The organism is Paraburkholderia sp. GAS38 (assembly GCF_050434965.1).
Lineage (GTDB): Bacteria > Pseudomonadota > Gammaproteobacteria > Burkholderiales > Burkholderiaceae > Paraburkholderia > Paraburkholderia phenazinium_A.
On the sequence record NZ_JBNDJO010000019.1, the window covers coordinates 25,204 to 44,644 of the forward strand.

The following is a 19,441-nucleotide window of genomic DNA, read 5'->3' on the forward strand; positions in this document are numbered from 1 at the left end:
AGGGGACGCGACGTTCTGGGGGCCGCCCGCCGCTTTTTTAAGAGAGATGTCCTAATGGAAAAGCGCTCCCGCTTCGGCACAGGCGTGCTGCCGTATCTGCTGGTCGGCCCGCAACTCGCGATCACATTCGTGTTCTTTCTGTGGCCGGCCGGCGTGGCGCTGTGGCAGTCCACGCAAAGCCAGGACGCGTTCGGCACGTCGAGCGAATTCGTCGGCCTCGCCAACTTCAAGCAAATCTTCGCCGATCCGCTGTATCTGGCGTCGTTCGAGACCACGCTGATCTTTAGCGCGCTCGTCACCGTCAGCGGACTCGTGATTTCGCTGCTGCTCGCCGTCTGCGCCGACCGCGTGACGCGCGGCGCCAAGGCCTATCAAACGCTGCTGATCTGGCCGTATGCGGTCGCGCCCGCAATTGCGGCCGTGCTGTGGTCGTTCCTTTTCAATCCGAGCATCGGGCTCGTGACCTACGCGCTCGCCAAATGCGGCATCGTCTGGAATCACGCGCTCAACCCGGGCCAGGCCATGTTCCTCGTCGTGCTCGCGTCCGTCTGGAAACAGGTCAGCTACAACTTCCTGTTCTTCTACGCCGGCTTGCAGGCAATTCCGCGCTCGCTGATCGAGGCGGCCGCCATCGACGGCGCCGGGCCGGTGCGGCGCTTCTTCGGCATTGCCTTGCCGCTGCTGTCGCCGACGAGCTTCTTCCTGCTCGTCATCAATCTGGTCTACGCGTTCTTCGACACCTTTCCGATTATCGATGCGGCCACCGGCGGCGGCCCCGGCCAGGCGACGCGCACGCTGATCTACCGGATCTTCGCCGAGGGCTTCCAGGGCCTCGACATCGGCAGTTCGGGCGCGCAATCGGTCGTGCTCATGCTGATCGTCGTTGGGCTGACGGTGGTGCAATTCCGTTTCGTCGAGCGGAGGGTTCAATACTCATGATCGAAAATCGCCGCGGTTTCGACCTGTTCTGCCACGCCGTGCTGATTCTCGGCGTCGTGCTGGTGGTGTTTCCGGTGTACGTCGCGTTCTGCGCGGCCACCATGAGCGAGCACGAAGTCTTCACCGTGCCGCTGTCGCTGGTGCCGAGCACCCATCTGTTTGAAAACATCGCGAACGTGTGGGCCCACGGCAGCGGCAATGCCGCAGCGCCGTTCGGCAGCATGTTGCTGAATAGCCTCGTGATGGCGCTGGTGATTTCCATCGGCAAGATCGCCATTTCAATGATCTCCGCCTACGCGATCGTGTTCTTCCGCTTCCCGTTCAGGAACCTCGCGTTCTGGCTGATCTTCGTCACGCTGATGCTGCCCGTCGAAGTGCGTATCTTCCCGACCGTGCAGGTCGTGTCGTCGATGCATCTGTCCAACACGTACGCCGGCCTCACGCTGCCGCTGATTGCGTCGGCCACCGCCACGTTCCTGTTCCGGCAGTTCTTCATGACGCTGCCCGATGAGCTGATGGAGGCTGCGCGCATCGACGGCGCCGGCGCGCTGCGGTTCTTCTGGGACATCGTATTGCCGCTGTCGAAGACCAATATTGCCGCGCTCTTCGTGATCACCTTCATCTACGGCTGGAACCAGTATCTGTGGCCGATCCTGATCACCAGCCAGCAATCGCTGACCACCGCCGTGGTGGGCATCAAGAGCATGATCGCGTCGGGCGACACGGCCACCGAATGGCATCTCGTGATGACCGCGACGCTGCTCGCCATGCTGCCGCCGCTCGCCGTCGTACTGACGATGCAGCGCTGGTTCGTGCGCGGTCTCGTGGACTCCGAAAAGTAACCCGGCCAGACAACCGGCCGATGAACTGAACAACCTCGCGACGACACGCGGCCTTCGGGCCAGGCGTGAGCGCAGAAGCAAACAAAGGTGGATGGAATGGCTGCATTGACGCTAAAGGGCGTAAAGAAAAGCTACGACAGCAAACAGTTCGTACTGCACGGCATCGACGTGGACGTTGCCGACGGCGAATTCGTCGTGATGGTCGGCCCGTCGGGCTGCGGCAAGTCGACCTTGCTGCGGATGGTGGCAGGACTCGAGAGCATCTCCGAAGGCACGATCTCGATCAACGACACGGTGGTCAACCGCCTCGAGCCGAAAGACCGCAACATCGCGATGGTGTTCCAGAACTACGCGCTGTATCCGCACATGAGCGTCGCGGAAAACATGGGCTACGCACTGAAGATCAGCGGCGTGGACCGTGCCGCAATCGACCGGCGCGTGCAGGCCGCCGCGCAGATTCTCGAACTCGAAGCGCTGCTCCAGCGCAAGCCGCGCGAGTTGTCCGGCGGGCAACGGCAACGGGTGGCAATGGGCCGTGCGATTGTGCGCGAACCGGCCGTATTTCTGTTCGACGAACCGCTGTCGAACCTCGACGCCCGGCTGCGCGTGCAGATGCGCCTCGAAATCCAGCGCCTTCATGCGCGTCTGGCGACGACGAGCCTCTACGTCACCCACGACCAGATCGAAGCGATGACGCTGGCGCAGCGCGTGATCGTGATGAACCGCGGCCACGCCGAGCAGATCGGCGCGCCCACCGAGGTCTACGAGCGGCCGGCTACGGTGTTCGTCGCCAGCTTTATCGGCTCGCCCGGGATGAACCTGCTGGAAGGCCGCGTCTCCGATGACGGCGCCGCGTTCGAAGTCGCCGGCAACGGCCCGAAGCTGCCGCTCGCGGGCGTGGCGTGCGTCGGTCGCGAAGTGGCGGCCGGGCGCGAGTGGGTCCTCGGCATCCGGCCGGAACATATGTCGCCGGGGCAACCCGAGGCCGCCCATGCGACCCTCACGGTCGACTCGTGCGAACTGCTCGGCGCGGACAACCTGGTTCACGGGCGCTGGGGCAAGCACGATGTAACGGTGCGGCTGCCGCACACGCACCGTCCCGGCAACGGCGAAGCGTTGCAGGTGGCCTTGCCTGCGGCGCATCTGCATTTCTTCGACCCGGCGAGCGGCAAGCGGGCCAACTGAGCGGGTCAAGCCAGAACGGGTCTCTCCCGCACCATGACAGGCATCGCCTCGAACCGCCGCCTTCGTTCCGCTACCGCAGTGGTCGCGAGTCTCGCCGCGACCTTGCTGTTCGGGCTCACACCCGCCTTCGCTTACGTCGGGGCCGCCTCGGCGCCCGACGAAGCGAACCTCAGCAATCACAACACGTATACGAACCGCGACGGCCAGACGGTGCATTCGCCTGCCCGCTCGCTGTCCGGCCAGGCGCCCGAAGGCGCCACCGCGCGCTGCCGCGACGGTACGTACAGTTTCAGCCGCCACCACAGCGGCACCTGCTCACGGCACGGTGGCGTGGCCGGGTGGCTTTGAGCCTCACGCTTCCCGCGCAATCAAGCCTGCGGCGACGCCACGTGCCTATGCCATTCGGCTGAGTGACTCCCGCGCCGCGCCCCGAAGTACAATGACACCTCTTCCGCCATGCGCGGCGTCGCGTCGAGCGCTTAAGCCACTTCGGCCGCTTAAGCCACTTCGGCCTCACGCCCGCGCCGGCCGGAAACCGGCAACACCGAATTCCCATCCACCCCACGACCGCCCGCCCCCAGCGCGGCCGGCGGCGTCAACACCCTATTGCAAGCAAAATGGCCCAATACGTCTTCACCATGAACCGGGTCGGCAAGATCGTGCCGCCCAAGCGTCAGATTCTCAAAGACATCTCCCTGTCGTTCTTCCCCGGCGCGAAGATCGGCCTGCTCGGCCTGAACGGCTCGGGCAAGTCCACGCTGATCCGCATCATGGCGGGCGTCGACAAGGACATCGAAGGCGAAGCCACGCCAATGCCGAACCTGAACATCGGCTACCTGCCGCAGGAACCGCAACTCGACCCGAACAAGACGGTGCGTGAAGCGGTCGAAGAAGGCTTGGGCGAAGTGTTCGGCGCGCAGAAAAAGCTCGACGAGATCTACGCCGCCTACGCCGAGCCGGACGCGGATTTCGACGCGCTTGCCGCCGAGCAGGCCAAGTACGAAGCGATCCTCGCCACCGCCGACGGCAGCGCGGAACAGCAGATTGAAATCGCCGCCGACGCCCTGCGCCTGCCGGCATGGGACGCGAAGATCGAGCACCTGTCGGGCGGCGAAAAGCGCCGCGTGGCGCTGTGCAAGCTGCTGCTCGAAAAGCCGGACATGCTGCTGCTCGACGAACCGACCAACCACCTGGACGCCGAATCGGTCGACTGGCTCGAGCAGTTCCTGACGCGCTTCCCGGGCACCGTCGTCGCCGTCACCCACGATCGCTACTTCCTCGACAACGCCGCCGAGTGGATTCTCGAACTCGACCGCGGCCACGGCATTCCGTGGAAGGGCAACTACAGCAGCTGGCTCGACCAGAAGGAAGAGCGCCTGAAGCAGGAAGAGGCGTCGGAATCGGCACGCCAGAAGGCGATCAAGAAGGAACTGGAGTGGGTGCGCCAGAACCCGAAGGGCCGCCAGGCCAAGTCGAAGGCGCGTATCGCCCGCTTCGAGGAGCTGAACAGCCAGGACTACCAGAAGCGTAACGAAACCTCGGAAATCTTCATCCCGGTCGGCGACCGCCTCGGCAATGAAGTGATCGAGTTCAAGAACGTTTCGAAGGCGTATGGCGACCGTCTGCTGCTCGACAACGTCAGCTTCAAGATTCCGGCGGGCGCGATCGTCGGCATCATCGGGCCGAACGGCGCGGGTAAGTCCACGCTGTTCCGCATGCTGACCGGCAAGGAACAGCCGGATTCGGGCGAAATCGTGCAAGGACCGACGGTCAAGCTCGCCTACGTGGACCAGAGCCGCGACGCGCTCGACGGTTCGAAGACCGTGTTCGAAGAAATTTCGGGCGGCGCCGACGTGCTGACCGTGGGCCGCTACGAGACGCCGTCGCGGGCGTACATTGGCCGCTTCAACTTCAAGGGCGGCGACCAGCAGAAGATCGTCTCGAACCTCTCGGGCGGTGAACGCGGCCGTCTGCATCTGGCCAAGACGCTGATCGCCGGCGGCAACGTCCTGCTGCTCGACGAACCGTCGAACGACCTCGACGTCGAAACGCTGCGCGCGCTCGAAGACGCCCTGCTCGAATTCGCCGGCTCGGTGATGGTGATCTCGCACGATCGCTGGTTCCTCGACCGTATCGCCACGCACATCCTCGCGTTCGAAGGCGACTCGCAAGTGACGTTCTTCGACGGCAACTACCAGGAATACGAAGCGGACAAGCGCAACCGCCTCGGCGAAGAAGCCGCCCGGCCGAAGCGTCTGCGCTACAAGCCGATCGCGCGTTAAGCGCGTTTGCTGGACGGGCCGCGCCGCCTGTGACGCGGCGCGCCCGGCCGCCGGTTGCGCGGCACGGCGTTTGCTCAGCTACCAACGGCCAGCCGCGCTTCGCGCGGCCACGAGGAGGCAAGCATGGCGATGTCGACGGGAAGACGTGTGGTCATTGCCGTCGCCGGCATTGTGCTGGTGCTGATCGTCGTCGCCCTCGGCGGTCTCTACTTCGCGCAATACGAAGCCAAGCAACGCGTGATCGCCGCACTCGGGCCGCTCGGCAGCGCGGAAAGCATCGACGTCGGCCTGACCTCCGTGCGCCTCACGCACGTTCGCCTCAAAGGACCACCCGGCTGGCCCGCCACCGACGCGCTGCGCGCCGACCAGATCACGATTACCCCCGACGTGCGCGAACTGCTGCAAAAGCGCGTGCATATCCGTTCGGTGGTGGTGAGCGGGTTCGATCTTTCGGTGGTGCGCGAGGCGGACGGCACGCTCAATCTGCTCCCTAATCTGCGGGAATCGCTGAACCGACCGGATGCCGGCGCTAGCGAGCCGACGCTGCCGCGAGAGAAGCGCGTCGATCACATTGCTTTTGAGCAAGGCACCTTCGAGTTCTACGATTACACGGTGCGCAAGCCGGCATATAAGGTGGCTGTCACGCAGGCCAGTGCAACCGTCGACAACCTGCATCTGCCCGCGCTCAGCGACCCGACCACCGTCGCCGTCAATGGCGCCATCGTCGGTCCGTCGCATACCGGCACGGTGTCGTTCGGCGGCTGGATCAAGATCGCCAGCAAGGATTCGCAGACCACCAGCACGCTGCACGGCGTCGACGTGGTGATGCTCGACCCGTACCTCCTGAAGAAGGCCGGCGCCAAAGCCCAGGTCACGGGCGGGACGGTCGATATGACGGTCGAATCGACGGTGAGCAACTATCACCTGCATGCGCTGGGCACGCTGACGCTGCATCAACTGCAACTGGCCGATAGCGGCAATCCGCTCGACACGTTCCTGTCGATTCCGACCAAAGCCGCCGTCGCGGCACTGAAGAGCCGCAACGGCGACATCACCGTGCACTTCGTGCTGGACGGCAATCTGCGCGATCCGAAATTCTCGGTGAACGAAAACCTGCTGAACAAACTCGGCACCGGCTTCGCGCAAGTGATGGGCGTAAGCGTCGAAGGCGTCGCCAAGGGCGCCGGCGAAACCGTCAAGGGCTTGGGCAACGCGCTAAAAAACCTGCTCGGGCAGTAGCGGCATGGCGGCGCGCAGACGCCGCTGCGGTACCCTAAGAACATTGGAGGAGACAACCATGCAGGCAAAGACACCGCGCCTACGGCGCATCCAGTGGGTCGCCATCACGTTCCTGACGCTCGCGGGCATCGTCAATTATCTCGACCGCAGCACGCTGTCCATCGCCAATCACTCGGTCAGCGGCGAACTGGGCCTCTCTGCCTCGCAGATGGGCCTGCTGCTGTCCGCGTTCTCGTTTTCGTACGCGTTCGCGCAATTGCCGATGGGCGCGCTGCTCGACCGCTTCGGCGCACGGCTGATGCTCGGCGTGGGGATGTTCGTCTGGTCGGTGGCGCAGTTGTTCGGCGGCTTCGTGCAGACCTTGCAGCAATTCCTGGTTGCGCGGATCTTTCTCGGCATCGGCGAAGCACCGCAGTTTCCCGCGGGTGCGAAAGTCGTTAGCGAGTGGTATTCGCTGCGCGAGCGCGGACGGCCCACCGGCATCTTCATCACCTCTTCGACTATCGGCCCCGCCCTCGCGCCGCCCATTCTGACGGGGCTGCTGCTCGCGTTCGGCTGGCGCTGGATGTTCATCGTGATGGGCGTGATGGGGATTGCGGTGGCGGTCAGTTGGTACCTCGTGTATCGCAACCGGCGCGAAGTCACGCTCGCCCCCGCAGAGGTCGCGCATCTGACCGAAGAGGAGCCGCACGCGCGCGCCGAGCGCCGCATGACCGGCGCCGAATGGCGCGGCCTGTTTGCCTCGCGGACCACGTGGGGCATGATCTTCGGCTTCATGGGCGTGATCTACATGGTCTGGCTGTATCTCACCTGGCTGCCGGCGTATCTCGAACACGAACGGCATCTGTCGATCGCGAAGACCGGCTGGGTCGTTTCGATTCCGTATCTGTTCGGCACGCTCGGCATGCTGTCGAGCGGCTTCGTCGCCGACGGACTGATGGCGCGCGGCATCGCCCCGATCCGCAGCCGTAAGTGGCCGATCTGCACCGGCCTGATTTTCGCGGCGGTGTTCACGGTGCCCGCCGCCTACACGCCGAATACCACGCTCGCGATCGTCTATCTGTCGCTGGCGATGTACTTCATCAACATGGCAAGCGGCGGCGCGTGGGCGCTCGTCAGTGTGGCCGCGCCGCGGCACCTGGTGGCGTCGCTCGGGAGCATCCAGAATTTCGGTGGGTATTTCGGCGGGTCGTTCGCGCCGTTCATCACGGGTGTGGTGGTCGAGCAGACGCACTCGTTCGTGGACGCCTTCCTGATCAGCGCGGGCGTGTCGTTCGCGGCGGCGCTTGTCTACATCTTCGTGGTGCGCGCGCCGATCGCCGAACGCCCGGACAGCGCCGCGGCCGCCACACTGGCGTGAGGGTGCGATGGTCCGGGCCGACCGGCCCGGACTAGCGGAATCCAACCAGAATCAGACCGGCAGACCCAGTTCGCGCAGCTTCGCTTCGGTCTGCGCCGCGGACGTGTGATGCACGCCGTGCCAGCCGAGCGCGGTCGCGGCCTCGGCGTTCTTGAGGTTATCGTCGATGAACACGAGTTCGTGCGCTTCGATGCCGGGCAGTTGCGCCTCGATACGCCGGCGCATCTCAGCGAAGATCGCCGGATCCGGCTTCACGAGCTTCACGCGGCCGGACACCACGATGTCGCGAAACCGCCGCAGCACCGGGAAATGCTCCCACGCATAGGGAAACGTCTCGTCCGACCAGTTGGTGAGACCGAACAGCGGCACGCCTGCCGCGTCGAGCTTGTCGAGCGTCGCCACGCCGCCCTCGAGCACACCGCCGATCATCTCGTGCCAGCGCTCATAAAAGGCGCGAATCAGCGGCTCGTGATCGGGAAACCGGGCAACCAGTTCGGCGGTACCTTCCGCAATCGGCTGGCCCCCATCCTGACGGATCACCCACTCCATCGAGCAGACGTGCGTCAGAAACCAGCGACGCTCCGTCTCGTCCGGAATCAGTTCGCGAAACAGATATTCCGGGCTCCAGTCGATCAGCACGCCGCCGAAATCGAACACCACGGCTTTGATGCTCATGCGAGCTCCGTTGCCAGGACCTCGGCGAGCGGCCTCACCGAAACCCGGTTGCCCGACAGGGAGGAATGCGTCCACACGAGGTTGTAGTGCGCGACGACCTGTTCAGGGGTGAGTTCGGAGGTGTGCTGGGTGGTATGGAGATCGGAGACGATCGTAGTCCGATACCCCAGCAGGGCGGCTCGGCGCGCGCCGGTATTGACGCAAAATTCGGTCGCATACCCGCAGATCAGCAGACGGTCGACGCCCAGCCGATCGAGATGCGCCTTGAGCGGCGTTTCGTGAAACGAATCGCCGACCGATTTGCGCACGAGGATATCGTCATCGGTACGCACGAGGGAGGCGGGCAGTTGCCAGCCCGCGCTGCCGTGCTCGACTTCCGGGTCACCCTCTTCGTCGTGCTGGACGATGAAAACCGGCGCCCCGGCGGCGCGCGCCGCGGCGGTCAGACGGTTGATTCCGTCGATCACCTCCGCGCCGCGATACGCTGCGTTCGGCCCGGAGAAGAATGCCTCTTGCACATCGATCACCACCACCGCCACGCCTGGCATCGCTCGCCCTCCTCGGCTTAAATCGCTTGCGTCCGCGTTTCGAGCCAGGCCTTCGCCTCGCCCGACACATGCGGCGCAATGCGTGCTCGCACCGTCTCGTGATACGCGTTGAGCCACGCGCGCTCGTCCTCGCGCAGCATCGACAGGTCGAAGCAGCGCGTATCGATCGGGCACATCGTGAGCGTCTCGAACTTCAGGAAATCGCCGAACTCGGTCTTTTCCGCCGCGCGGTTGAGCACCAGGTTCTCGATCCGCACGCCCCATTTACCCGGCCGGTAAATGCCCGGCTCGACCGAGGTGATCATGCCCTCTTCCATGGCCGTCCACGGTTCAGCCGGCGCGTAGTGAGAAATGATCTGCGGGCCTTCGTGCACGTTCAGGAAATAGCCGACGCCATGCCCCGTGCCGTGACCGTAGTCCGCGCCCGCTTCCCAGATCGGCGCACGCGCGATCGAGTCCAGCATCGGCGAGCGGATGCCGCGCGGAAACCGCGCCCGCGAGAGCGCCATCATGCCTTTCAGCACCAGCGTGCAATCGCGCCGCTGCGCGTCGCTCAGCGTGCCGATAGGCAGGACGCGCGTGATGTCGGTCGTGCCGCTCAAATATTGGGCGCCCGAATCGATCAGCAGCAGACCGTTGCCTTCGAGGATCGAGTGCGACGCGGCGGTGGCGCGATAGTGCGGCATCGCGCCGTTCGCGTTGAAGCCGGCGATGGTCGCAAAGCTCAGCGAGATGTAGTCCGGACGCCGCGCGCGTGCCGCCGTGAGGCGTTCGTCGACGGTGAGTTCGGTCATCGTCTCGCGGCCCAGTGCGCCTTCGAACCAGGCGAAGAATTCGGCCAGCGCCGCGCCGTCCTGGTCCATGGTGGCGCGCACGTGTTCGGCGTCCGCCTCGGTTTTGCGCGACTTGAGGAAGGTGGACGGATTCACCGACTCGACGATCTTCACCGTGGAAGGCACCGATTGCAGCAGACCGAACGTGATCCGGCGCGGGTCGATCAGCAGCGTGGTGCCGCCCGGCAGCGCGGCGAGCGCATCGGCCGTCTTGTCATACGATTCGACATGGATACCGTCGCGCGCGAGCGCTTCAGCCAGCGCGCGCGGCACCTTGCCTTCGGCGACGAACAGCGAGACGCGCTCCAGCCCGATCAGCGCATGCGCGACGAACACCGGGTTGTAGCTGACGTCGGCGCCGCGCAGGTTGAACAGCCACGCGAGGTCGTCGAGCGTCGAAACGAAGTGCCATTGCGCGCCTTTTTCCTGCATCGCGCGGCGAATCTGCTCGAGCTTGTCCGAGCGCGCGACCGTCGCATGCGGCGCAGCGTGCTCGAACACCGTTTCGGTGGGCAGCGTCGGACGCTGGAGCCAGATTGCGTCGAACAGATCGACATCCGTGCGCAGCTTCACGCCGCGCGCGCTCAACGCCGAGGTCAGCGCGCGGGCCGCGGCGAGACCCAGCACCGCGCCGTCGACACCGACGGTGCTGCCGGCCGGCAGATTCTGCGCCAGCCATTCGAAGTGCGGTTGCGACTGCTGTCCGGCCATCATTTTCATCAATTCGACGCCGGTGCCGGCCAATTGCGCGTCGGCCTGCTCCCAATAACGGCTGTCGGTCCAGACGCCGGCAAAGCCGTCCGTAACGACCAGCGTGCCGGCCGAGCCGGTAAAACCCGATAACCATTGCCGGCCTTGCCAGCGTCCGGGCAAATATTCGGACAGGTGCGGATCGGCGGACGGAACCAGATAGGCCGCGAGGCCTTCGCGCGCCATCGCGCCGCGCAGGTGAGCAATACGCTCAGGAATAGAGGAGGTTTCGGGAAGTCGGGCATTCATCGGATTCACCTGCATATGTTCATCGACGGGAGAACAAGCCGACCGTCACGGCAACGGCAATCAGCGCAACAGCCGTACATACCGGCCATTCGAGCGTATCACCATCATGGAAGAGACCCACTACGTTGCCGGCCAGGCGGGCCAACGCTGCGCACAGCACACCGGCCAGCAGCGCCACCCAGAGACGTGCGCGGCTTGTCCGCCGCAGCGGATGCAGCCACCAGCCCGCGAGGCCGATCACCACACCCAATAACACGATACCTGGCCATCCCATCAGTGGGGAACCTCACTCACTTTCGGACTCTTCTCATAGGCTTCAAGCGTTCGGGCAGCTAGCATTTTTGTCTCGTTAACTATAAAGGTCAGCACGGCGCTTTCCGCGTAGCGGTTGAGTTTAGGGGCCGGGGTCACATTTAGGCAAGCCGTAAGGTTTGCCACCCTCGCCCGCCACGCTGAAAGCGCGTTCTATGCGAATCGCCCTCATCGAGCCGGACGTGCGGCACGCGGAACTGGTCGACCGGCTCATCTTCGCCGGCGGCCATACCTGTCAGCATTTCATTGCCAGCACGCCGTTTCTCGCCAGCGCGTCCAGCCACTTCTTCGATCTCCTGCTGACCGATAGTTGGGCAGGCGACCGCCCCGCCGAAGACGTCATTCCCCGCGCCCGCGGCATTCTCCCCAGCCTTCCCGTCATCATGCTGATGTCGTCGCCACGCGAAAGCGAGATTGTCGCAGCATTGCACGCCGGTGCCGACGATTGTCTGACGAAACCGGTACGCGGTCCGGAAATGCTGGCCCGCGTCGAGGCCCTGCTGCGCCGCGCCGGTCTGCGCCGCCCGCCCAACCGCAGGCGCGACGTGTTCGGCGGCTACGTATTCGACGCCGCGCACTTTACCGTTACATTCCACGGACAGACAGTGGCACTAACCCCCAAGGAATTCCGTTTCGCGCTGCTACTATTCAATAATGTGTCGCGGCCGGTGTCGCGCGTCCACATCCTCGAGACAATATGGACGCGTCAGCGCGACGTAAGGTCGCGCACGCTCGACACGCACGCGTCGCGGGTGCGGACCAAATTGCAGCTGCGACCCGAGCACGGCTATTGCCTGACGCCGCTCTACGGCTACGGCTACCAGCTTGACGCGGTCCCGCCGGAGGGCGGCGCGGGCGGCTAAAGTGGTAGGCAGAATGAAGAAATTGCGAAAACGCTATAATATTGGGCTAAACCATAGCCCCGCATATGCAGCTTCTAACGATCGGAATCAATCACCACACCGCGCCCGTCGCCTTGCGCGAACGCGTGGCGTTTCCGCTCGAACAGATCAAGCCTGCGCTCGCGACCTTCAAGGACATCTGGCTCGGCGCCACCGCCCGGACCGCGCCTGAAGCGGCAATCCTCTCCACCTGCAACCGCACCGAGCTCTACTGCGCCACCGACGACCATGCGGTCCGCGAAGCGGCCATCCAGTGGTTCTCGCGCTATCACAACCTGCCGGTCAGCGAACTCGCGCCGCATGTGTACGCCTTGCCGCAGTCGGAAGCGGTGCGCCACGCGTTTCGGGTTGCGTCGGGGCTCGATTCCATGGTGCTCGGCGAGACGCAGATCGTCGGACAAATGAAGGATGCGGTGCGTACCGCGTCCGAAGCCGGCGCGCTCGGCACCTATCTGAACCAGTTGTTCCAGCGCACCTTCGCGGTGGCGAAGGAAGTGCGCAGTACCACGGAGATCGGGGCCCAATCGGTTTCCATGGCCGCCGCGGCCGTGCGGCTCGCGCAGCGCATTTTCGACAAGGTGGCCAACCAGCGCGTGCTGTTCATCGGCGCGGGCGAGATGATCGAGCTGTGCGCGACCCACTTCGCGGCCCAGCAGCCGCGCGAGCTGGTGGTGGCGAACCGCACCGCCGAGCGCGGCGCGCGGCTCGCCGAACGCTTCAACGGCCGGGCCATCCCCCTGGCGGATTTGCCGGCACGCATGCACGAGTTCGACATCATCGTCTCGTGCACGGCGTCCACCTTGCCGATCATCGGCCTCGGCGCAGTCGAACGTGCCGTGAAAGCGCGCCGCCACCGGCCCATTTTCATGGTCGATCTGGCCGTGCCGCGCGACATCGAACCCGAAGTAGGCAAGCTCGAAGACGTGTTTCTCTATACCGTCGACGACCTCGGCGCCATCGTGCGCGAAGGCAATGCCTCGCGCCAGGCGGCCGTCGCCCAGGCCGAAGCGATCATCGAAACGCGCGTGCAGAACTTCATGCAGTGGCTCGACGCGCGCAGCATCGTGCCGGTGATCCGCCATATGCACACCCAGGCCGACCTGCTGCGCCGCGCCGAAGTCGAACGCGCGCAAAAGGCGCTCGCCCGCGGCGACGATCCGGCCGCCGTGATCGAAGCCCTTTCGCAAGCGCTGACCAACAAGCTGATCCATGGTCCGACGCACGCACTCAATCGCGCCAGCAGCGAGAATCGCGATAAGCTCATCGAACTGATGGGCGGTTTCTACAAACACTCCGACTCTTCGGAACGTTAGCGGCGCTGCCGCTGCGCGCAGCCTTGCCAGGTGGTTTCGGCAGGCCGGCGCCGACTTCCAGGGCCTGCGCCCGCCTCCCCAGTTACGCCGTCCTTTCCGGAGCCCGCTCCGTACCGTCCGATGAAAACGAGCATGCAAAGCAAGCTCGACCAGCTCACTACCCGGCTGGCCGAACTGAACGACCTGTTGAGCCGCGAAGACATCACCGCGAATCTCGACCAATACCGCAAGCTCACGCGTGAGCACGCGGAGCTGGGGCCGGTGGTCGAACATTACGCGCTATGGCGCCAGGCCAGCAACGACGCGCTCACCGCGCAGGAACTGCTGGCCGACGCGTCGATGCGCGACTTCGCCGAAGACGAGATCCGCGCGGCACGCGAACGGATGGACAAGCTCGGCGCCGAACTGCAGAAAATGCTGCTGCCGAAAGACCCCAACGACGACCGCAACATCTTCCTCGAAATCCGCGCGGGCACCGGCGGCGACGAATCGGCGCTGTTCGCGGGCGATCTGCTGCGGATGTATCTGCGCTTCGCCGAACGCAACCGCTGGACGGTCGAAATGATGTCGGCGAGCGAATCGGATCTGGGCGGCTACAAGGAAGCAATCGTGCGAATCGCCGGCGAAGCGGCGTATTCGAAGCTCAAGTTCGAGTCCGGCGGCCACCGCGTGCAGCGCGTGCCGGCCACTGAAACCCAGGGCCGGATTCACACGTCCGCCTGCACGGTTGCGGTGATGCCCGAAGCGGATGAAATCGGCGAAGTCGAGATCAATCCCGCCGACTTGCGCATCGATACGTTCCGCGCCTCCGGCGCGGGCGGCCAGCACATCAACAAGACCGATTCGGCCGTGCGGGTCACGCACTTGCCCACCGGCATCGTCGTCGAATGTCAGGACGACCGCTCGCAGCACAAGAACAAGGACCGCGCGCTGAAGGTCCTCGCCGCGCGCATCAAGGACAAGCAGTACCACGAGCAGCACGCCAAGGAAGCCGCGACCCGCAAGAGCCTGATCGGCTCGGGCGACCGCTCGGAGCGCATTCGCACCTATAACTTCCCGCAGGGGCGGCTCACGGATCACCGCATCAACCTGACGCTGTATCGCCTCGAATCGATCATGGACGGCGATCTCGACGAACTGATCGCCGCCCTGGTCAGCGAGCATCAGGCCGAGCTGCTGGCCTCGCTCGGCGACGCGGACTAAGCGCCACCGTACGCCGCTCGCACGCACCCATCACGCCGCCATGGACAACGCCGCCGCCCTGTTACGCGCCTCCGCTTTGCCGCTGCTCGAAGCGCGCATCCTGCTCGGGCACGTGCTGGGCTGGCGCCGCACGGAGCTGATCACGCGCAGCGACGAGCCGCTCGACGCCGCGCTCGTGGCCCGCTATCAGGCGCTGGCAGCGCGGCGTCTGGCAGGCGAGCCCGTCGCGCAACTGGTCGGCGCGCGGGAGTTCTTCGGGCTCGAGTTCGAAGTCACGCCGGATGTGCTGATCCCGCGGCCGGAAACCGAATTGCTGGTCGAGACCGCGCTCGCCGCGCTCGAGGGCCTGACGCGGCCGCGGGTGCTCGACCTCGGCACCGGCACCGGCGCGATTGCGGTCGCCCTTGCCTCGGTCAGGCCCGACGCGCAGGTCTGGGCCGTAGACCGCTCGGCCGACGCGCTGGCCGTCGCGACCCGCAACGCCGCACGGCTGCTGGATGCGACACGTCACGGCGGCCCGCTGCAGTTGGCGCGCAGCGACTGGTACGACGCGCTCGATCCCGCCCTGCACTTTGACGTGATCGTCAGCAATCCGCCGTATATCGCCAGTGGCGACCCGCATCTGTCCGAAGGCGATCTGCGCTTCGAACCGCGCGGCGCGTTGACCGACGAAGCCGACGGCTTAAGCGCGATCCGCGCCATCGTCGCCGGTGCGCCCGCGCGCTTCGCGGAGCGCGGCGGCGTGCTCTGGCTCGAACACGGCTACGATCAGGCCGCCGCGGTACGCGCCCTGCTCGACGAGGCAGGCTTCGCCGACGTGCGCTCGGAGCGCGATCTTGCCGGCATCGAACGGATCAGCGGCGGTTCGTGGCACGCGAACGTGTGACGCCGGAGCGCCGCCCGCCTGTCCGGGCGAAATCCGCTATCATTTCAATCTATCTCCCCCTTATTCCGGAACCGCAAGGTCAGTCATGGATACGCAACAACGCATCAAGCAAATCGTCGACGAAAATGCCGTCGTCCTCTTCATGAAGGGTACTGCGCAGTTTCCGATGTGCGGCTTTTCGGGCCGCGCCATTCAGATCCTGAAGGCGTGCGGCGTCGACACGATCAAGACCGTCAACGTCCTCGAAGACGACGAAGTCCGCCAGGGCATCAAGGAATTCTCCAACTGGCCGACCATTCCGCAGCTCTACGTGAAGGGCGAGTTCATCGGCGGCTCGGACATCATGATGGAGATGTATCAGAACGGCGAACTGCAGCAACTGTTTGCTGCAGCCTGATCGTTCAGCCCGTTCAGTAGACGCAACCCGGTGCCGCGAGCCATGGAAACACGCGCTGCGGCGCCTCGCCGGCTGATCATCGCGATCACCGGCGCAACGGGCGCCATCTACGGCGTCCGTTTGCTTGAAACGCTGCGCAAACTGGGCGGCGTGGAAAGCCACCTGCTGATCTCCAGCGCCGGCTGGCTCAACATCCAGCACGAACTCCAGCTCAGCAAAGAAGACCTGCATGCGCTCGCGGATGTCGTCCATTCGGTGCGCGACGTGGGTGCGAGCATCGCATCCGGCTCGTTTACGACCGACGGCATGATCGTCGCGCCCTGCTCGATGAAAACCTTGGCCAGCGTTGCACACGGCCTGTCGGACAATCTGATCACCCGCGCCGCCGACGTCACGCTCAAGGAGCGCCGCCGCCTCGTGCTGATGGTGCGCGAAACACCGTTTAACCTCGCGCATCTGCGCAACATGACCGCCGTCACCGAAATGGGCGGCATCGTCTTTCCGCCGCTACCCGCCTTCTACAACCAGCCGGCCTCGATCGACGAAATGGTCGATCACACCGTCGAGCGCGTGCTGGACCTGTTCGCGCTGGGACCGGCGCTCGCCGCAGCATGGCCGGGACTGCGCGACGCGTCAGCCGAATAAGGCCTGGCGCCGGCCGCCGCAAACCGCGGATTAACAACACCGGCGACACAATCAAATCCGGTTTCAGCCGTTTATCAAACGGCAGTACGCCCGTATATTGGTAGCAACCCAACTTACGAGCCGCACCCGCTGCGGACTTCGCTGCCATGACCCGCTTGCCGTCGCTGTTCCTGTCTCACGGCGCTCCCACGCTGCCGATCGATCCGTCCATGCCACGAGCCGAATTCGCTGCGCTCTCCACCCAGGTGCCGCGTCCTGAAGCCATCCTGATGCTGTCGGCTCATTGGGGCACCGCCCAGCCGCTGGCGAGCACGGCCGACCAGCCGGAGACGATTCACGACTTTTACGGCTTTCCCCGCCAGTTGTATGAGATCCAGTACCCGGCGCCGGGTGCGCCGGATGTCGCGCGACGGGCCGCCGTGCTGCTCAACGAGCACGGGCTGGTGGCCGACACCCAGTCGCACGGTCTCGATCACGGCGCGTGGGTGCCCATGCTGCTGATGTTTCCGCACGCGGATGTGCCGGTGGCTCAGTTGTCGATCCAGCCGCAGAGGGACGCCGCTCATCACTTTCGCGTCGGTCGTGCCTTGCGGGCGCTGAAGGATGACGGCGTAATGGTGATCGGCTCCGGCCAGATCACGCACAATCTGCGCGCCGCCGACTTCTCCGCCCGGCCGGAAGACGCCGACCCGCGCGTCATGGAATTCACCGACTGGTTCGAAACGAAGCTGGCCGCGCACGATACCGACGCGCTGCTCGACTATCGGCGCCAGGCGCCGCACGCGGCGCTGATGCACCCGACCGACGAGCATCTGCTGCCGGTGTTCGCCGCGCTCGGCGCTGCGGACGACGACTACACGCTCGGGATCCAGTCGCTCGGGACGTATCAGAAAGCGCTGGCGATGACGAACTACGTGTTCGGCACGGCGTAAGCGGCGACCGGCGGCGCACGGGGCGCGCCATCGGTACCTGTACCGCCCAGCGCCGCAGGGCGCCCCGCAAAGCCATAAAAAAAACCCGCCTGATTAAATCAGGCGGGCTTTTCTGCATCCCGGAACCGCGTCCGGGGCGAAGCTTGGACAGCGCGAGCGCTTAATGCGCGCCCATCCCTTCGAGCACTTCGTCATGGACCTGACGCTCATCGAGGTAGTCGCTGCGATAGCCCGCGTTCACGCCCCAGTAATAGAAGCCCAGCGCAACCACGGCCACAACCAGCATGTCCCAGCCGTACGGCAGGATGTTATGGCCGCCGAACTGCTTGCTGCCGATCAGCGACAGGATCGCCATCACCGGCAGGTAAGCCACCAGCCACCACGCGGCCTTCAGGTCGCGCTGATAGCCGGCAAAGCCCGACTTCGCCTGGAAGTAGAAGTACACCGGCAGCGCGACGATCATCAGCAGGATGATTTCGCCCGTCAGCGGCCACTTCGCCCAGAACAGCACCATCGACGCGCAGACGAAAGCGAACGGCGCAATGATCTTCATGCCGGGGATATGCAGCGGGCGGTCCAGATCGGTTGCCGCGCGGCGCAGCGCCATCAGGCTGATCGGACCCGTCAGGTACGAAATCACCGTCGCCACCGAAATCACGGCCGCCAGCGAGCTCCAGCCGCGGAAGAAGAACAGGAAGATGAACGAAACCAGCAGGTTGAACCACATCGCCTGACGCGGCACGCCGTAGATCGGGTGCACGTTGCCGAACATCTTCGGCATGGTGTTGTTGCGTTCCATGGCGTAGATCATGCGGCTCGTCGTCGCCATGTAGGTCGTGCCCGTGCCGCTCGGGCTGACGAACGCGTCGACGTACAGCAGGAACGCCAGCCAGTTCAGGTTCAGTGCAAGCGCCAGTTCGGCGAACGGCGACGCAAAGCTGAAGTGGCTCCAGCCCTTCAGCACGTCAGCCGGATTCACCGCGCCGATATATGCAATCTGCAGCAGCACGTAGATCACCAGCGCCAGCAGGATCGAGCCGATCACCGCGAACGGCACGCTGCGCGACGGGTTACGCGCTTCGCCAGCCAGGTTGATCGGGCTCTGGAAACCGTTGAACGCGAACACGATACCGCTCGTCGCCACCGCCGTGAACACCGCCGACCAGCCGTACGGAGCGAAGGTGCTCGCCTCGCCGAAGTTCTCGTGATGGAAACCCGTGGCCATCAGGCCGGCAATCGTTGCGGCGGGAATCAGAAACTTGAAGATCGTGATTGTCGTATTGGCGCGCGCAAACAGCTTCACACCCCAATAGTTCAGCATGAAATAGATAATGACGAGGATCGCCGAGAGTAATAACCCATTAGTGGTTAATGACCCATTGACGAACAATGCATGCGCCCATGGATACGGCCAGGTACTCATGTATTGAATCGACGCTTCTGCTTCAATCGGAATCACCGAGACGATGGCGATCCAGTTGGCCCATGCGCTGATGAAGCCGACGAGCGCGCCGTGCGAATAGCGCGCGTAGCGCACCATGCCGCCCGACTCGGGGAACATGGCGCCAAGCTCGGCGTAGGTCAGTGCAATCGCCAGAATCACCACGGCGCCGATGATCCAGGCGCAAACGGCTGCCGGGCCTGCAATTTTTGCCGCTTTCCACGCGCCGAACAGCCAGCCCGATCCGATGATCGAACCCAGGCCGGTCAGCAACAGCGCGAATGGGCCAATGTTCCGTTGAATAGAACCTTTCACGTCTTCTCCTATGTCGACCAGAGTTAGCGCCTCAACGCTTACTCCGGTCCCATGCAGTTGCGGTCTGAAACATGTCGGCACCGCGGCATTGCTTGTGACGCTGAAGACGGGGTGACGGCCATGATGGGCGAGGGCTTATACCGAGAATCAGGTGCAACCCTGGCGCGGCGCGTAGTTTAACGGTTGCACCGCC

Annotated in this window: 19 protein-coding genes; 14 read left to right on the plus strand and 5 right to left on the minus strand. The window is 64.6% G+C overall.

Features of this window, described 5'->3' with window-relative positions; translation table 11 throughout:
- Positions 1–54: 54 nt before the first annotated feature.
- The 7 genes from ugpA (at position 55) to P3T42_RS32730 (ending at position 7,847) form a co-directional block, all read left to right on the plus strand.
- A complete protein-coding gene (gene ugpA / locus P3T42_RS32700) occupies positions 55–939 on the plus strand; it encodes a sn-glycerol-3-phosphate ABC transporter permease UgpA (RefSeq protein ID WP_074301518.1) in 885 nt (294 codons plus the stop codon).
- A complete protein-coding gene (gene ugpE, locus P3T42_RS32705; protein ID WP_074301517.1) occupies positions 936–1,781 on the plus strand; it encodes a sn-glycerol-3-phosphate ABC transporter permease UgpE in 846 nt (281 codons plus the stop codon). The genes ugpA and ugpE overlap by 4 nt, the downstream gene beginning before the upstream one ends.
- Positions 1,782–1,877: 96 nt before the next feature.
- The gene (locus P3T42_RS32710; RefSeq protein ID WP_074301516.1) at positions 1,878–2,966 is read left to right on the plus strand and encodes a sn-glycerol-3-phosphate import ATP-binding protein UgpC; all 1,089 of its coding nucleotides are present in this window, start codon (positions 1,878–1,880) and stop codon (positions 2,964–2,966) included.
- A 33-nt stretch (positions 2,967–2,999) separates the two neighbouring features.
- Positions 3,000–3,314, plus strand: coding sequence for a DUF3761 domain-containing protein (locus P3T42_RS32715; protein ID WP_429308373.1), 315 nt, complete (start codon positions 3,000–3,002; stop codon positions 3,312–3,314).
- Positions 3,315–3,583: 269 nt separating this feature from the next.
- Positions 3,584–5,248 (plus strand): energy-dependent translational throttle protein EttA, encoded by a 1,665-nt coding sequence (ettA, locus tag P3T42_RS32720; RefSeq protein ID WP_074301514.1) that lies wholly within the window; start codon positions 3,584–3,586, stop codon positions 5,246–5,248.
- Positions 5,249–5,371: 123 nt separating this feature from the next.
- Positions 5,372–6,487, plus strand: coding sequence for a DUF748 domain-containing protein (locus P3T42_RS32725; protein ID WP_429308374.1), 1,116 nt, complete (start codon positions 5,372–5,374; stop codon positions 6,485–6,487).
- Positions 6,488–6,545: 58 nt separating this feature from the next.
- On the plus strand, positions 6,546–7,847 hold the full coding sequence (locus P3T42_RS32730; RefSeq protein ID WP_429308375.1) for an MFS transporter: 1,302 nt from the start codon (positions 6,546–6,548) through the stop codon (positions 7,845–7,847).
- Between the two features lie 51 nt (positions 7,848–7,898).
- On the opposite strand, the gene P3T42_RS32735 is transcribed toward P3T42_RS32730, so the two are convergent.
- Genes P3T42_RS32735 through P3T42_RS32750 form a run of 4 tightly spaced genes read right to left on the minus strand, consistent with a single transcriptional unit; the run spans position 7,899 to position 11,176 of the window.
- Positions 7,899–8,522 (minus strand): HAD family hydrolase, encoded by a 624-nt coding sequence (locus P3T42_RS32735; RefSeq protein WP_074301511.1) that lies wholly within the window; start codon positions 8,520–8,522, stop codon positions 7,899–7,901.
- Positions 8,519–9,070, minus strand: a complete 552-nt coding sequence (locus tag P3T42_RS32740) for an isochorismatase family protein (protein ID WP_429308376.1) — start codon at positions 9,068–9,070, stop codon at positions 8,519–8,521. The genes P3T42_RS32735 and P3T42_RS32740 overlap by 4 nt, the downstream gene beginning before the upstream one ends.
- Positions 9,071–9,087: 17 nt before the next feature.
- The gene (locus P3T42_RS32745) at positions 9,088–10,902 is read right to left on the minus strand and encodes an aminopeptidase P family protein (RefSeq protein WP_074301836.1); all 1,815 of its coding nucleotides are present in this window, start codon (positions 10,900–10,902) and stop codon (positions 9,088–9,090) included.
- Between the two features lie 19 nt (positions 10,903–10,921).
- Positions 10,922–11,176, minus strand: a complete 255-nt coding sequence (locus P3T42_RS32750; RefSeq protein WP_429308377.1) for a hypothetical protein — start codon at positions 11,174–11,176, stop codon at positions 10,922–10,924.
- A gap of 193 nt (positions 11,177–11,369) precedes the next feature.
- Here P3T42_RS32750 and P3T42_RS32755 point away from each other — a divergent pair, with 193 nt between their 5' ends.
- The 7 genes from P3T42_RS32755 (at position 11,370) to P3T42_RS32785 (ending at position 17,492) form a co-directional block, all read left to right on the plus strand.
- Positions 11,370–12,077 (plus strand): response regulator transcription factor, encoded by a 708-nt coding sequence (locus P3T42_RS32755; RefSeq protein ID WP_074301508.1) that lies wholly within the window; start codon positions 11,370–11,372, stop codon positions 12,075–12,077.
- A gap of 65 nt (positions 12,078–12,142) precedes the next feature.
- Positions 12,143–13,429: a glutamyl-tRNA reductase gene (gene hemA / locus P3T42_RS32760; protein ID WP_074301507.1), complete on the plus strand. Its 1,287-nt coding sequence runs from the start codon at positions 12,143–12,145 to the stop codon at positions 13,427–13,429.
- A gap of 120 nt (positions 13,430–13,549) precedes the next feature.
- Positions 13,550–14,632: a peptide chain release factor 1 gene (gene prfA, locus P3T42_RS32765; protein ID WP_074301506.1), complete on the plus strand. Its 1,083-nt coding sequence runs from the start codon at positions 13,550–13,552 to the stop codon at positions 14,630–14,632.
- A gap of 40 nt (positions 14,633–14,672) precedes the next feature.
- Positions 14,673–15,518, plus strand: a complete 846-nt coding sequence (prmC, locus tag P3T42_RS32770) for a peptide chain release factor N(5)-glutamine methyltransferase (RefSeq protein WP_429308378.1) — start codon at positions 14,673–14,675, stop codon at positions 15,516–15,518.
- Positions 15,519–15,603: 85 nt separating this feature from the next.
- Positions 15,604–15,915: a Grx4 family monothiol glutaredoxin gene (gene grxD / locus P3T42_RS32775; protein WP_074301504.1), complete on the plus strand. Its 312-nt coding sequence runs from the start codon at positions 15,604–15,606 to the stop codon at positions 15,913–15,915.
- Positions 15,916–15,957: 42 nt separating this feature from the next.
- The gene (locus tag P3T42_RS32780; protein WP_074301503.1) at positions 15,958–16,560 is read left to right on the plus strand and encodes a UbiX family flavin prenyltransferase; all 603 of its coding nucleotides are present in this window, start codon (positions 15,958–15,960) and stop codon (positions 16,558–16,560) included.
- Positions 16,561–16,706: 146 nt separating this feature from the next.
- Positions 16,707–17,492 carry a DODA-type extradiol aromatic ring-opening family dioxygenase gene (locus P3T42_RS32785; protein ID WP_429308379.1) on the plus strand — a complete coding sequence of 262 codons (786 nt, stop codon included), beginning with the start codon at positions 16,707–16,709 and terminating at the stop codon, positions 17,490–17,492.
- Between the two features lie 160 nt (positions 17,493–17,652).
- Here the strand turns inward: P3T42_RS32785 and P3T42_RS32790 are convergent, their stop codons facing one another.
- A complete protein-coding gene (locus P3T42_RS32790; RefSeq protein WP_429308380.1) occupies positions 17,653–19,248 on the minus strand; it encodes an APC family permease in 1,596 nt (531 codons plus the stop codon).
- Between the last annotated feature and the right edge of the window lie 193 nt (positions 19,249–19,441).